The organism is Shewanella sp. GJ50-10, from assembly GCF_055808815.1.
In genome coordinates, this window is the sequence record NZ_JBVVSS010000001.1 from 511,229 (window position 1) to 526,703 (window position 15,475).

Below are 15,475 nucleotides of genomic sequence, written 5' to 3' on the forward strand. Positions count from 1 at the left end.
CTCCTATCTTTCGCCAAATGCTTCGTTAATATTGGTAAAAACGGGTTTCCATAAGTATTGGAAAACACTCTTCTCACCCGTGACAATATCAGCTTCACCTGTCATGCCAGGTATGAGTTCAAACTGGCTGGGGTTATCTAAGAAATAAGGCTTATCGATGGCCAGTTGAACCTTGTAGAAAACGCCGCCTTTTTCATCGGAATCAGTACTGGGCGAGATACGCTTTACTACTCCGTCGAGTGCGCCATAACGGCTGTAATCAAATGCATCAATTTTAATTCGTGCACTTTGTCCAACGTGAACAAAACCTATGTCTCGGGGCGATAATTTAATTTCCATTAGACCCGTTTTTGTCATGGGTACAATAACAGCCACTGTGCCTCCCGGCTGAATGACACTGCCAGTTGAACTTGTTGGAATGGATTGAATAATGCCATCAACTGGGGCGGTGACAGTATTTTGGGAGACTAAAGAATCAGAAGATTTAAGTCTTGCAACCACCCCGAGCAATTCTGCCTGAGTATCAGTGCGTTTCTCGCCGACTTCTTTAAATAGCGATGCCTGTTTTTGCTTAAGCTGTCGCTCTAAATTGATGAGGTTTTTAGATAGCACTTGCTGCTTACTTTCCATTGATTTAAGTTCACGCATGTAGGAATCAAGTTTTTGTTGCGATTCTAAAATGCGTAACTTAGAGACAGCTTGTTCAGCAGTGACTGACAGCATCATTTTTAGGGTTTGTTCAGCAGTTTGTATTTGGTCGCTTAGTGGCGGGATTTCTGCTTTGAGACCATCAAGTTCTGCTTGGGTTTTGGCAATATCGGATTCTGACAATTGCTCCATTGCAATACGTTCTTCATTCATACGTCTTAAAGCGGAAGTATGAAGTCGCAGTAGCTCAGGATATTCGATAGCAAGCTCGCTAAAGTCAGCCTCTCTTTGCTCCGCAAAGGCGTCATAGCGCTCGATTCGCATGATAAGGTTGGCACGTTTACTGGTTAACTCTTCTTCAGCTGACAAGCTGTCGATAGACACAAAGCTTGCTAAAATATCGCCTTTTTTAACCACATCACCTTCTTCAACCACTACTGACGCAATTGTTCCTCCTGCGCGGCTTTGAATCACTTGGCGGTGACCTAATGGAACAACTTGGCCTTTGGATTTCGAGATTTCTTCAACATCGGTGAAAATAGACCAAATCAGCATCAATAAAATGGATCCGGTAATGATCAAAATAACGTTCCGGATCATTTTGCGTTCTGCGGGTGCTTCAATGGCCTCTGCAAATTCATGTTCAGGCCATACTCTGTTAGCTAGTTGACGATTATCCATTAGTCGGAGACTCCTGCATGGCTTGCTCTGAAGGTGATGTTGTTGAAGCTTGGGGAGATTCAGCAGCTTTATCTGGAATAGGCCCTGCGTATACAACAGCGCCTTTATCGAGAATGACGACTTTATCAGCATGTTTAATTAAATCTTGATCGTGACTCGTAAACAATACGGTGGATTTGCCTTTGAGGTTTAGTAAGGTTTCAATCAATTTAGCCTTGGACGCAGGGTTACGGTGAGGCAAGGGTTCGTCTAATAATATGAATGGCGATTGTTTTATGAAGGCTCTGGCTAAATTGATATAACTGCCTTCAATGGCTGAGAGCATGGCATTATTCTCGCCCAATAAGTCGACGGTTAAATCATTATTGATACTGTTAAAAAAGCTTTCTCCGCCAGCATTTTCCAGCGCTGCAATGATTTGTTCATCGCTGGCGCCAGGTTTGGCAATTCTGATATTTTCGGCTAATGACCCCGGGAATATGTCAGGCTGTGATGGACTATAAGCTGCCCAGTGGCGAAACTGCTCAGTATCGTACTGTTTTAGGTTTTTGCCATTTAAGGTCACGAAGCCTGCTTGGGCTTCAAGTACGCCAAGTGCGCTGAGTAATAGGGTTGATTTACCACAGGCATTGGGGCCAATAATCGCAACAAGTTCACCCGGTTCAACATCAAATGACACGCCTGATAATGCCGCTTCCCCCTCAGCTTTATAGCGCAAAGTGAGATGCTGAAATGCTAACGAAGGCGCCTTGGTATTATCGGGCGTATCTAATCTTAACTCTGACTGTTCAGTACTCGCTTGCATGAAACGATCAAACTGTTTCACTGCAATGTCCATCATGGTGAACTTCTGCTTAGATGAAAATGCTAACTGTGCAGGACCTGTAATGCGCCAAATCATCATCACACAGGCAATGAGCGCACCTGGCGATATGGTTTGATCTAACACTAAAAAGATACCTGTAAAAACGGTTATCAAGGCAGTAAATAGACTTAAAGAGTGAGCCACTGCGGCATTGAGGCCATTGCGCTTGGCATAAAGGAAGTTTTGGCGACTGTTTTCTTGGCTTTGACGAATGAATTTAGTTTGCCAAGCTTCAGTGTCACCAGCCGCTTTTAATTGCAGTAAATTTTTTGATAATTCACTCATGGCATTTTGATATTCGCCACTGATGGTGGGTGATGCTGACTGCACATAACGGCTCAATACTTTCATGACCAAGTAATACAGAATTAACATGCCAATTGGCACTAACACTAACCAGCCACTTAAAAACATAATGGCGAATAATGCGATTAGGGTGAAAGGTAAGTCGACCAAACCACCGCCACCGGGACCTGATAACAGCATCCTGACTTTTTCTGCATTTCGCATGCGGGCAATATGGTTGGATATGCCCACTCTAGATAACACCATGAGTGGCATATGCAGTAGTCGATAAAAGGTAATTTCTGATAGGTCTCTGGCGAATCGATTACTGGTTGTCGCTAATATTTGTGCGCGAGCAAGGCGAGTGCTAACGAGTATGCCTACGGCTAATAATCCGCCCAAGGCAATACTGGGTAAAATGGCAGGAGTTTGCCCGCCAATAACACGGTCATATACTGCCATTGTGAATAGAGGTACGGCTAACCCAGTCAAACTTGCCAATAAACTTAACCAAAATACAGGGCGATACCACTTGGTTCGCTTACTCATATGTGCTGCGAAAGCTTGAACATTTTTCTTCGTTGTCGGCAATGACTCGATTAAGAATATATATGCTGAATCATCTATTTGCGTTAGATCGAATAGCTGCCATTGGTTATCTTGAAATTTCTCGAAAACATTCGCTTGTCTTCTAACAATAAAGCCAGCCTCATCTTGTGGAATGACCAAGAATGGGTGAATCGAGAGATGAAGATGCTTGGCTGAATTGTTTGTGACAGTGAAATCAATTTGATGCTTTTTAAGTAAGCGTGATAACCCAAGGGTATTTAGTTGAATGGTATTGTTATCGCTAGAAATGTTACTGGCCTGAGTATAAAGACCTAACTGCTTAAACAGTTCAACAATAAGTGGTTTAAGTTCTACATCAGAAGTGCTCATGAGTTCACCTCTTTATTCGATTTAAGCTCATTTTTAGTGTTAGGTGTATTGTGGGCATGACCCATGATTTCAATATTACTATCACTAATATTGGCCAGTTCAAGGAAGTGAGATGCTGTGATAATGGTCATTTGCTGCTTTAGTTTTTCGAGCAAATTAACTAACCGACTTTGGGCATCAGCATCTAGCGATATCATGGGTTCGTCTAACAATAATATTGAAGGTGATTGAACAACAGCCCGAACAATCGCAATGATTTTTATTGCGCCCTTATTGAGCATTTGACTATCACTGTCACCGACCAGGGTTTGGTAACCATTGGGGAGTTCGGCAATTTTACTGGTTAGCCCGAGTGCATCAGCAATGGCCATTGCCTGAGGTTCGTACTCAGCTCTAAACATGGTCATGTTTTCTAATAAGCTGCCAGCAAAGAGTGTAGGCCAGGGGGCAACATAGGTTATTGATTGCCTGAATTCCTTGCCATCGTGATCTTCAATTGCAATACCATCAATGCAGACTTGGCCATCTGATACTTTTTGGAAACCTGCAATAATGCTGAGCACATGGCTTGCGTGACTTAAAGGATTAGACTGCAAATTGACTAAGCTATTGGGCTGGATGGATTGGGTGAAGTTATTGATGGCAGTGCCAAGATTATTACTGGTGACATTCTCAAATGTAATCGGGCCTAAAGGGAGCTTTTGGTGATAAACCTTTGTGGCTTTAAACGACTCAGCTGGAACTTGGGTAAGGTCGTTAACATGTGACATGGCGGTTTTAGCGCTGACTAACCTTGAACGCAGGCTAATAATTGCACTCAATGGCGCAACGGCGCGGCCTGCCAAAATCGAACAAGCGGCAAGCCCACCTGTCGTCAGTGAGCCGTTTAATACTTCGAGACAACCCAGCATGACTAAAATCAGAGTCGTACCTTGGGAAGCGCCTTGAATCACTTCTTGTAATTTTGCCGATAACCAATCGACTTGCTGCTGCTTATCAAGACGCTGGTAATTGATGTTGTTATAAATGCCTGATAAACGATCTTCTAGTGACAAGGCTTTCGCTGTTGTTAAACCTGATAAAACCAGTATCAGCATTCTAGTTCGTTCAGCATCAGACAGAGCCAGTGCGTGTGTGGCAACTGCGAGTTTTTTTCCAATAAAATAGACTAATGCGCCGACAACTAACCATACTGCAATGGGGATAAACACCAATGTGCCGCCAATATAGGTCACTAAAGCAAGAAAAATCAGTACAAAAGGAAAGTCCATCAAAGCCACAATAGCTTGCCCTGAATAGAGTTCCCTCATGTTCGCAATGCTGGCCAGTCCATTGGCAATTTTACCTGTCCCCATCGCTTCAACATGGTGGTAATCGGCTAGCATTAATTTATTGACCACATCCTTGGTAGTGTTTAATTCGAAGTTGGCTGCAGATGCCGCAAGGAGCCAGCTTCTTACATACCTGAGCAGCAGCTCAAGCAAAATAGCGATAGCGACGCCAGAGACTAAAATAGTTGCAGTTCCATAACCTTGGTTAGGTAAAATTCGGTCATAAATTTGCAGCATGGTGAAAGGCAGGGCAAGCGACAATAAATTAATAAATGTCGACGATAAAAAAAGCTCCGGAAAGGCTTTATTTTTGGAAAGTAAACTGAAGTTTTCCCGCATTTATTCAACTTCCTTATAAACACTAACTGATATCCATAAAGCGTAGTTCACTTTGGGTGAATTACCTCTAAGTTAAATGCTAAAGGTCATTAATTCAACAATTAACGTTAGTTATAGTTCGAAAGTTGAACGTTGGGAAAAGGGCGTGTTTGATTGAGAATAATTATGTCGGTTGATCGGTTTATAGAGTTATAGATTGAGATAAAGGTGGAAGGGGAAATGGAAAGGAATATTTGTAGCACTCTATATAAAAAACTGCCCTCTTTGCATTGGGCAGTTTTCAAGTTTAAACCTTCTTTTATCTCAAATCGGGTTAGCTAGTCTGTTGTTGCATGTTTCTTAATCGACTTATTTTTGATTGGGTCGCCTTCATAACCTAATGCTTTCCAATCCATGCGAGTGCCTTTATTATGACAATCATTACAGTTTAAAGCCTGCTCTGTTGGGGCAACCATATGATTGATACGCCACCACATCTCAGTTTCAGCAAAGCCATACTCGCCACTGTATTTTATGCCTTTATCTAACATCGCTTGATTGGCCTGCATACCGAGTTCAGCAGCTTTATTCCAATCAAAGGTTTTCCAATAACCGCCTTTCCCAAAGACCTTAGCAGTGATGAAAATGTTTTGTTTGCTGTCATAAATTTGCTTACCAGTATGCACTTTAAATGGATATATCTTGGCTTTTTTATCATTGATATCACCGAGAGGGTAAGTCAATTTAGTGACCACCTTAGGGTCCATTTTATCGCCTGCCATATAGGCATCAGCCTTACCGTTATACCAAGCATATTGAGGTTGAACATTTTTAGCCCAAACAAAGTTACCTTTCTTTTTCATGTAGGTATGTTTGCCGTACTCATCTTTGGTTTGCTCAATATCTTGCCCAGCCGTTGACCAATCCCAGCTCATTTTGGTGGGTTCATTTTTAGCAAATTCAGGGATATGACAGGTTTGACATGCAATACTTGCGGTATGGCTATTGAGTCGTTTATTGTCATGTGGAGCGGCTTCATGGCAATTTTCACAACCAATATCGCTCATGCCACCAGGTGATACTCCCATGGCATTACCTGTGATTTGATGACTCTCCGTTGTATGACAAGTTTGGCATTGGAAGTCATTTCCATCAATATCCATATGCACATCAGTGACTTTATCAGGGTAAGACATCGATGAGTCTAAATCGCCATGTTTAACCCCATCGCCACCGCCGCCATAGAAGTGACAACTACCGCAATTATCTCTAACTGGGGCACCGACATTTTGGGCCACTCGCTCAAGGTTAACTTTGGCAAGTACTTCGCCTGCACCTGCAGGATCTTTGACATAAGTACCAGTAGTGTCGTGACAAATTAAACAGTCGACTTTGGTCATGTCATTGAAATCAAAGCTGTCATCTTTCCAGCCATAACCTGCGTGGCAGCTAGTGCATCGAGGCTCATTACCTGAGACGGCGATACAAAAGTTATTGATGGCATTTTTTTTACCACGTTTGACTGTGCGCCCTGGCAGTTGTTGTTCAAGCTCCCACGTCCAATGAGAAGATTTCATCACGTCTTTAGCATGATCTTCATGACATTCGATACACTGACTAGTGACTTCGCTGCCTTGAGTAAAAGGCCCTTCGATATAGTCTTTATGTGGATTTGCAGCATTAGCCGCTAAGCTGAAGCAACATAATCCGCTGGTGATTAAGCTTATAAATAATAGTTTCATAGTGAGGCTCCATCCCTCGGCGATGACCGAGGGAAGTTATTAGCTTTAGAAATTAACGGTAAGAGATGCATTCACGTCGTAAGCGGTATCGACGACTGGCAGCATTGAGTAGGCTGTGCCTGCAACAACATCATCCACTTTTTGTGGTTTGCCAACAGGCGTGCCGCTACCTGTATATTCAAAGTCGTAATAGAGCCCAGCGAGTTTGATAAACATTCTCGGATTAATATCAAACATGTAATAGGCTTCAGCCACATGTCCTCTGGTAGCCAGTTTGCTGCCAATAGGGTCATCTTGAGCTTGGGTGAAAGGAGTCCAATATTCAGAGCCATAGTTATATTCAAGGCCGACTTTACCGTAAGGTGCTGGGATTTGTACGCCGACATAAATTCCGTAGCCGTCTTTGGCATCATTTTCTTCAGCGGCTGAAGGCATCATGATAATTTCACTGGAATCTGCATTTAATTGAGCTTCAAATACTGCATCAGTTAGCATGCCGCCAAACATACCCGCATTGCCATTACCATCGGCGCGGGTCCATCCTCCAGATACGAACCACTTCACGTCATTATCTTCTTCGCGAGCAAAGCCAATGCCACCTAAGAACATATCGCCAATGACATCGCTAGGTTGCACTCGAGTGACGAAGTTGAAGTCCTCAAACTTTTGCATGTCTTGATACATGGTTGGGGCAAATATTTCAGCCAATTGAGTTGGAAAAGCCATGGTGCCTTTAAAGCCATCATTGACATCTTTTGCGCCAAACAAGGTGAGTTGAAGGAAGTTTTTTCCGTCGTTAACGACATCAATATTAAAGCCACCTAAGTGAGTGTCTTTAGTGACGATATCGCCAAACATTTCGCCATTTCCCCATTGGGATTCGAACCCTTGACCGTAACAAAAGCGAACTACTTGACCTTCAACACCAGTGATATCACTTAAGTGATAACCCATAGTGGCGCCATCAAAATTGAAGTTAACTAAATGGCCTGAAGGGGTGCCGCCGCGTTTTTCATTTTCACGATACTGGGTTGGTGGGCCATAAGTTGAAGGTCGGCGCCCTATGGATAAATACAGTGGTGAACCGTTAATATTTTTCCAATCAAAATAGGCGCGTTCAACTCTGAGCCAGTCGCCGCTTGGGTTGCCGCTATTGGTGCCATCCATAGTAAATGAACGCCAAGAATCAAAGACTTGTACTCCTGTTGAATCTCCCCAGTTCTTGAACATACTCAGGCGACCAGCAAAGCTGACGTTGTCCCATACTTTGGCTTTAAGGTTCAGTCTTAATCGAGTGGTGTAATATAGGTCGTTATCAATATCTTGTACGGACTTGGGCGACAATACGTAAGGCATGGTGCCTTGAAGCTGTCCATTTTGAAAAGCTGTCGCTAAGTTGGGGTTAGCCGCCATCATTTTTGCTAAAGGTGAGTTGGCATCATCGGGCATTCCAAACTCGCCGCCCATCGCCTTGGCACCAAAATCGTTAAAGTCGACATTAATGGCAGGGTTCCACGTGACATCTTGGTAGTGAAGTGAATGAACTTTAGTTCTAAAGTCACCAGTGATTTCTATTCTATCTAATGCTGTGTGGCGCTCATTTTTATCGACTCGGTTGTTAATATCATCAAGTTCATCATTGATATCGACAAGCTGTTTTTTAAGCTCTGCAATTTTTTGTGCATCGGTTTTATTAAGGCTATCTCTTTGTATATCAACATCATTAGCATAAGCGCTTGCTGATAACATCAAAGCATTAGCAACTAATAGTGAAATTAGAGTACGCATATCATCTCTCCTTTCGAATGAGCAGCTCTTACATAAACTGCCTTCGATTGATGTTGGAAATCCTCAGTTTTGCTAAATTTAGGCAGCATGAAGCCCTGAGATAATTCCCATTTTTTATTAATTTATTGAATTAAAAGTGTTTTACAGTCGAAATAGGTTAACTAGCCACAGGTTTGTGGTTGGTCTGAATCCGCTGCATGGTCATATAGAAACTGTTGGATATCTAATAATTCTTGTTCATCCAGGGCGTTGAATACTTCAGCTTTTGCTTTGTGCTTATTACGCTTAAAAAAACGGTCCCATTGGCTCATTGTTTTGCTCATTGGGGTTACTTCTCCACCTTCATCGCCTACGCCATGACAAGCCTTGCACTCTTTTTTATAGAGGTGTTTGCCTTTTTTAGGATTACCTCCATCAGCAGCTTGAACTTGTGCTCCAAAACATAAAGCGAGAGTGACGCATACGAGTATTTTATTTATTGTTTTCATCATCATTTCCTTTGTCTTACTTTGTACTGAGTTAATGGGCTTGGATATTTATGTATCCTGCTTGTTATTAAATTTAACAGTTGTAATAAAAGTAATTATTGAGGTTGATCAAGTAAATTATAAAAATCTAATTGATAAAAATATCATTGATAAAAATCTAATGATTTAAGTGGTGTCTGTTTTTGTTATTGATAAATATAGGTATTTTATTTTTCATTAAGAGAGGGTAAGTATTGTTTAAGCCTTAGTTTCGCTTTTAGAGGTAGGTTTTAGATCACATTTTTAATATTTAACTATCTCTAAAGTGATACATGGTGGTTGCATAAAAGTAAATAGGAGGAAGGGTGTAGCAGAAATTGTGCACTGTATTAGTTACAGTGCACATTGACAGATATGTCTATTGACTAATGTCTATTGGCTTTTCTTAAATGAGCTGTGTCTATTGATGTTGTCGGTAAGCTTATGGTTGCTGACGAGTTGGAGCTAAAACGATTTCACGAACACAAACATTTTGTGGCATTTCGTAAGCAAATACAGCCGTTTCAGCAATATGCTCAGCAGCTAACACACCGCCCATGACTTCTTTCCAGTCTGCGTAACCATCTTTAATCTCTTGGTTGGTGGTATGGCTCAATAGCTCTGTTTCAACAGCACCAGGGGCGATAGTGACCATACGTACATCATCCATTGCGACTTCTTCACGAATGTTCTCAGTTAGTGCGTGTACTGCAAACTTTGTCGCACAGTATGCTGCGTGATTCGGGAACGTTTTACGACCTGCAATAGAGCTTACGTTGATAATAGTACCTGTTTTGCGGGCTTTCATATCAGCAAGTACACAGTGAATGCCATTCAAAACGCCCATCACATTAACGTTGAGCATTTGGCTCCATTCAGCAGGGTCTTGCACATCAGCTTGGCCTAGTAACATCACACCTGCGTTGTTAATTAAGCAGCCCACTGGTCCAAATTTTTCTTCTGCAGTGGCAATGGCTTGTTTCATTGCTGCTGCGTCAGTCACATCAACACTGATTGATAAGCTGTTTTCTAGTTGTAGCGCCAGCATTGGTTCAATGCGACGTGCCAGCAATAATAGAGGGTGGCCCTTTGCATTAAAAGCTTTAGCCATAGCTGCACCAATACCTGAAGATGCGCCTGTAATTACGATAAGTTGTTTCATTGTGTCGACCTCTGTTTGTAAGTTGCGAGAATTATAGTGAGCTTTTTATTGTTGATATATAATCAATAAAGAACATAATTGTTTACTTATAACTTCTAATTGATTGCTGCTTGGTTGATGCTTCATTACCTGCCGAATAACGCGGTAAGTATCTGGTGTAACGGTTAGGAGGTTTTACTCAATGAATAAAATTATAGGCAGTTCCATAATGAACACTGAGATAAATCTGGTGGATATTCGCGCTTTTGTAGTTATTGCTGAGCAAGGGAATTTTACTGTGGCAGCAGAAGTGCTTGGTTGCTCGCGATCGCACCTGTCTAAGCAATTATTGAGTTTAGAAACATTTCTTGGGGTGAGTTTAATTATTCGTACCACGCGCACACAGCGCTTAACTGATCAAGGCGAGTTGTTTTTACAGCAATGTCAGCAAGCTCTGCAGCAAATAGATCAAGCTGTTGCGACTACGGTCGAAAGTGCAGAACGTCTTAAAGGTAATATTTATATCAATTGTGTTGGGGGGATTTTAGGTGAAGAAATTATCGTTAAGTTGGTCAATGACTTTATCCAACTCTACCCAGATATCACTATCGACTTGGACTTTAGTAGTCAGCGAGTGGATTTGATTGAAGATCATTTTGATGCGGTGTTTAGAATGGGCGCCTTGGCAGACTCGGGCCTTATCGCCAGAAAGTTGATGGATATTAAAAACTGCACCTTGGCATCACCTGCTTATCTTGAAAAATATGGACAACCGACACATCCGAACCAACTTAATAAATATGCGTGTATTGTTGGCTCGATAAATCATTGGCGTTTTGAGCAACAGGGCTCAAGTAAAGACAGCGTAGAAGTGGCAATTAAAGGCAGCTTTAGATGTAAAAATGGCCGCGCGATGAAAATCAGTGCGTTAGCGGGTAATGGGATTGTTAGATTACCGTACTTGTATTGCTCTGAAGAAATGCGAGCCAATGAATTAGTCGAGGTATTTAGCGATTGGCATATCCCTGATACGCCGTTTTATGTGCTTTATCATAAAGATAAATTTCAACCTGAACGTTTAAAAAAATTTATACAATTCACCCATGAAAACTTTAAAACTTATCTGCCTGATTTATAGATAGATCTTTTTAGAGACAGACAAAAAGACTCTGTTTTATTGCTTTGTGGCTAAGTGATTAGTATCACATTTTTCTATATTTCTACTATCTTTATAAAACAATAAAAATAGGGAAATGATGGATGCTAAAAAGGCTAGCGCTACCTTTCTGTTTACTTATGCTTGCCAGTAATGTGCAAGCTAGCGGGCTTTATTTTGAAGCTCGCAGTGACAGTATGGGCGGTACTGGTGTAGCTGCATCTAACCGAGTTGGCGCAAGTTTTATTAACCCTGCTTTATTGGCGATTCTGACTCCGCATGCCACATATACCAATGAAGAAATAAAGAAGACTCAAGAGTTTTCTTTATTACTGCCTGCAGTTGGCGCCGAAGGCGCTGATAGCGATAATATGATTGATAAGTTTGATTCATTACAAGACTCTTATGATGGTCTTGAGGCGGCTATCAATAACGGTGATTCCAATGATATAGAAGTTTTTCGAGATGACTTAGTCGTTGATTTAGAATCTCTAAAAGGTAATACCGCCAATGTATCTGCTGGCATTGGCGCAGCTTTTGTTATCCCTAATGAGTATCTGCCTATGGCGGTGTTTTATAAAAGCTACCTAGACGCTGTTGGGGTTGCCGATATTGCTCAGTCAGATATAGATACCTTGAGTACGCTTGACCCACTAAATCCACCATCAGAAATCACTGACTTAGACTCTCAAGGTGTAGTGTTAGCAGGTGGCGTCACTGACTTTGGTGTGGCATTAAGTTTCCCATTATCGATTGTCAATATGCCGGTTAGAGTGGGGATTTCACCTAAGTTTCAGCGTATAGATACGTACCACTATTCTGTCAATGCCAATAACTTCGATGCTGATGATTTTGACGATGATAAATACCGCAATGATGAGAATCTTTTTAATCTCGATATTGGCGTTGCTTTTGAGCCAATGGATGCACTGACTATTGGGTTATCGGCGCGAAACTTATTCAGTAAAACCGTTAAAACAGTTGAGTCGCAAGGGCGTGAATTTCATTATCAAGTTGAGCCGCTTATTACAGCTGGAGCCGCATATGATTGGGCATCAGTGACCTTAACTACAGATATTGATTTGATAGACCAGACCCGTTTTAAAGAGTTTGATGCGGTGCAATATTGGCGCGTTGGCGGTGAAGTAAAAGCTACAAATTGGTTGTATTTGCGTATGGGCTATCGTCATGATCTTAAAGATAACAGTGTCGATATATACTCATTTGGGACTGGTTTTGCCATTGGTCAGGCTTTTAAGCTTGATATGAGTGGTAGCTATGGTGAAGATGATGCCATAGGCGCTGTGCTTCAAACCTCTTATCATTTCTAGCTCTTTCTAGCATCTGTTTTAGCAAAACATCATTGTGCTTGTATTAACCTCTCTTGCTTCAATTTTGTTTTAGGGAGCCATTCAACCTCTATGACTAATTCAATCTTTGCACTTTACTAATTCTCAAAGGTTATCGCTTTAACCCGCGGAGAGCTCGAGTAATGATTTTATGGTTAACACTAAGGCGCTAAGTCCGCATAATACAAGCGTTGCCATCCGGGTTTTCTGTTTATCGACTTTATTGCTGAGTTTTCCTGCCACGTAACTGCCTAAAAATACCGATGGTAATAGCATTAATGACAGCCAAACATGTTTGGTTTCAACTAAACCAACAATGATTAGAATCACCATCGCAATCATTGAGCTGAATACAAAGAATATTGATAACGCTGCACGGAACTGTGGCGCATCTTTTCCTGCTAACAAAATGGCCAAGGGGGGCCGCCTATTGCGGCTATGTTGCCAAAAATCCCCGATAGCACTCCAGCGATAAATAAGGTTATACGATTAACGGGGGCGGTAATCTTGTAAAAACTGAGAATGACCGCTGAAGCAACAATAAAGGCAATGGCGAGGCCAAGTACCGATTGCGGAGCAAATACCAGTAATGCTGCGCCAAGAAACCCACCAGGAATACGCCCAATCAAAGCATATTGCAGACCATTAAATTGCAGCGAAGTACGTTCCCGTAGCAAGGTCAAAAAGGCAATGGAAAACCCACAGGCAATAACAGGTGCTGGGACAAGTTGAGGGTCAATAATGTAAAGCAGGGGGCTTGCAACAACCGCTAAACCAAAGCCGATAAGGCCTTGGGTTAATGCGCCAAGAAATATAATAACCGATGCAAGCATCAAGGTTTGCGGATCGATAAATGCCATATACTTCTCTGTGAGTACAAGGTGACTCAGAAATCGCCATATTACATTGGGTAATGTGGCGATGTGGGTAAGCTAAACTAATGGGGCTTACATTAAAAAATAAGCGCAAGACGCATTTAGCTCCTATTTAACTTAGTCGTCTAAGTCTTCCCACTCAATACCCATTTGATCCATCAGTGCTTTTGCTTCACTTGGGATACTGTCTGGGCCTTCTTTAGATAAGTCATCATCATTTGGCAGTGGCTGACCAGTGTATGCGTGTAAAAATGCTTCACATAAAAGTTCACTGTTGGTCGCATGACGCAAGTTATTCACCTGACGGCGAGTTCGTTCATCGGTCAATACTTTTAATACTTTTAAAGGAATCGATACCGTGATCTTTTTAACTTGTTCATTTTTTTTGCCATGTTCGGCATATGGGCTGATATAGTCGCCATTCCATTCAGTCATTAACTCACCTTTATACGATAGATTCGTGGCAGATTTTAACTGCTTATTTATTACAGTCAAATTATTGCTGCTATTCTATAACGAAAGCAAATAGATTTCTTTATGTTTAGACGTCTAAACGTCTAATTTGTGTTGACGATCAGATTTAGCTTAGGTACATTTAGCCATCTAGACATCTCTTTGCTGTTTTATTCTAGTGTGTCAATCTTTAGGAGCTTATTATGACCAAACATCGCGCTGCTACACTTGCCGTTCGCCAAGGTATCGAATCAGATACGCAATATGGCGCAGTAGTCCCGCCGATTTATCTTTCGACCAACTATTCGTTCGATGGACACACAAACCCAAGAGAGTTCGACTATAGCCGCTCTGGTAATCCGACTCGTTGCGTATTAGGTGAGGCAATTGCCAAGCTTGAAAATGGCGCGACGGGTGTGGTGACATGCACAGGAATGGCTGCAATAACTTTGGTTACCAGCTTATTGGGGCCAGAAGATTTAATCGTGGTTCCCCATGATTGCTATGGCGGTAGCTACCGACTGTTCACTAATCTTGCCAGCAAAGGTCAATTTAAATTAGTCGTCGTTGATCAAACAGATGAAAAAGCACTGGCTGATGCCATTGCACAAAAACCAAAAATGGTTTGGTTAGAAACCCCATCGAATCCTTTATTACGAGTGGTAGACATTAAAGCGATTGTGGCGGCAAGCCATGATGTTGATGCGCTAGTGGTGGTTGATAACACCTTCCTTTCGCCTATTTTACAGCAGCCATTAGAGCTAGGTGCAGACATCGTGATGCACTCAACCACGAAATACATTAATGGTCACAGTGATGTGGTTGGCGGCGCAGTTGTGGCTAAAGATCCTGAGCTTGGCGAATTACTCCATTGGTGGTCTAACACCTTAGGCCTAACGGGGTCAGCTTTTGATAGTTATTTGACCTTACGCGGTATTCGCACTCTTGCGGTGCGTATTCGTGAGCATCAAACTAATGCTCAACGGGTCATTGAAGTGCTGCAAGCCAGTAATGTGGTCGATAAAATCTATTACCCAGGTTTAAAAGACCACCCAGGTCACGATATTGCAGCCAAACAACAAAAAGGCTTTGGCGCTATGTTAAGTTTTGAACTTAAAGGTGGCGAAGCTGAAGTTGTTGCTTTCTTAAATGCATTGTCGATTTTCTGTGTTGCTGAAAGCTTAGGCGGAGTGGAAAGCTTAGTTGCCGTACCTGCAACTATGACTCATAGAGCAATGGCGCCTGAAGCCCGTTATGAAGCTGGTATTAAAGATACATTATTGAGACTATCTGTCGGTATTGAAGATGCTGAAGACTTAGTGACTGATATTCAAGCTGGTCTAGCTGCTGTTGCCGCGCTTTAAGTGAGTGCCGTTAAACAGTCTTAAGTTGAACAAG

General features: G+C 42.0%; 11 protein-coding genes and 1 pseudogene. 3 read left to right on the forward strand and 9 right to left on the reverse strand.

Translation table 11 applies throughout. From position 1 onward, the window contains the following. Window positions 1-3: 3 nt before the first annotated feature. The 7 genes from AC0L4E_RS02040 to AC0L4E_RS02070 all read right to left on the reverse strand — a co-directional run bounded on the left by AC0L4E_RS02040 (window position 4) and on the right by AC0L4E_RS02070 (window position 10,265). Entirely contained in the window at window positions 4-1,329 is a 1,326-nt protein-coding gene (locus tag AC0L4E_RS02040) for an HlyD family type I secretion periplasmic adaptor subunit (protein ID WP_473677780.1), read from the reverse strand. After that, the gene (locus tag AC0L4E_RS02045) at window positions 1,322-3,418 is read right to left on the reverse strand and encodes a peptidase domain-containing ABC transporter (RefSeq protein ID WP_473677781.1); all 2,097 of its coding nucleotides are present in this window, start codon (window positions 3,416-3,418) and stop codon (window positions 1,322-1,324) included. The genes AC0L4E_RS02040 and AC0L4E_RS02045 overlap by 8 nt, the downstream gene beginning before the upstream one ends. After that, window positions 3,415-5,088, reverse strand: coding sequence for an ABC transporter transmembrane domain-containing protein (locus tag AC0L4E_RS02050; RefSeq protein ID WP_473677782.1), 1,674 nt, complete (start codon window positions 5,086-5,088; stop codon window positions 3,415-3,417). The genes AC0L4E_RS02045 and AC0L4E_RS02050 overlap by 4 nt, the downstream gene beginning before the upstream one ends. A 317-nt stretch (window positions 5,089-5,405) precedes the next feature. Next, window positions 5,406-6,809: a tetrathionate reductase family octaheme c-type cytochrome gene (locus AC0L4E_RS02055; RefSeq protein ID WP_473677783.1), complete on the reverse strand. Its 1,404-nt coding sequence runs from the start codon at window positions 6,807-6,809 to the stop codon at window positions 5,406-5,408. Window positions 6,810-6,854: 45 nt separating this feature from the next. Further along, a complete protein-coding gene (locus AC0L4E_RS02060; protein ID WP_473677784.1) occupies window positions 6,855-8,597 on the reverse strand; it encodes a DUF3373 domain-containing protein in 1,743 nt (580 codons plus the stop codon). Window positions 8,598-8,758: 161 nt separating this feature from the next. After that, entirely contained in the window at window positions 8,759-9,088 is a 330-nt protein-coding gene (locus AC0L4E_RS02065) for a c-type cytochrome (RefSeq protein ID WP_473677785.1), read from the reverse strand. 457 nt (window positions 9,089-9,545) lie between these two features. Then, complete coding sequence (locus tag AC0L4E_RS02070) at window positions 9,546-10,265, reverse strand: SDR family oxidoreductase (RefSeq protein WP_473677786.1); 720 nt, start codon at window positions 10,263-10,265, stop codon at window positions 9,546-9,548. 208 nt (window positions 10,266-10,473) lie between these two features. Between AC0L4E_RS02070 and AC0L4E_RS02075 the strand changes: the two genes are divergently transcribed. Together AC0L4E_RS02075 and AC0L4E_RS02080 are read left to right on the forward strand one after the other, a co-directional pair. Further along, window positions 10,474-11,382: a LysR family transcriptional regulator gene (locus tag AC0L4E_RS02075; RefSeq protein ID WP_473681464.1), complete on the forward strand. Its 909-nt coding sequence runs from the start codon at window positions 10,474-10,476 to the stop codon at window positions 11,380-11,382. 122 nt (window positions 11,383-11,504) lie between these two features. Beyond that, window positions 11,505-12,731 (forward strand): conjugal transfer protein TraF, encoded by a 1,227-nt coding sequence (locus AC0L4E_RS02080; protein WP_473677787.1) that lies wholly within the window; start codon window positions 11,505-11,507, stop codon window positions 12,729-12,731. Between the two features lie 138 nt (window positions 12,732-12,869). Here AC0L4E_RS02080 and AC0L4E_RS02085 read toward each other — a convergent pair. After that, window positions 12,870-13,609: pseudogene (locus AC0L4E_RS02085) on the reverse strand (sulfite exporter TauE/SafE family protein). A gap of 132 nt (window positions 13,610-13,741) precedes the next feature. Next, on the reverse strand, window positions 13,742-14,059 hold the full coding sequence (gene metJ / locus AC0L4E_RS02090; RefSeq protein ID WP_102526657.1) for a met regulon transcriptional regulator MetJ: 318 nt from the start codon (window positions 14,057-14,059) through the stop codon (window positions 13,742-13,744). A 221-nt stretch (window positions 14,060-14,280) separates the two neighbouring features. On the opposite strand from metJ, the gene metB reads away from it, so the two are divergent. After that, window positions 14,281-15,441, forward strand: coding sequence for a cystathionine gamma-synthase (gene metB, locus AC0L4E_RS02095; RefSeq protein WP_473677788.1), 1,161 nt, complete (start codon window positions 14,281-14,283; stop codon window positions 15,439-15,441). Window positions 15,442-15,475 lie beyond the last annotated feature (34 nt).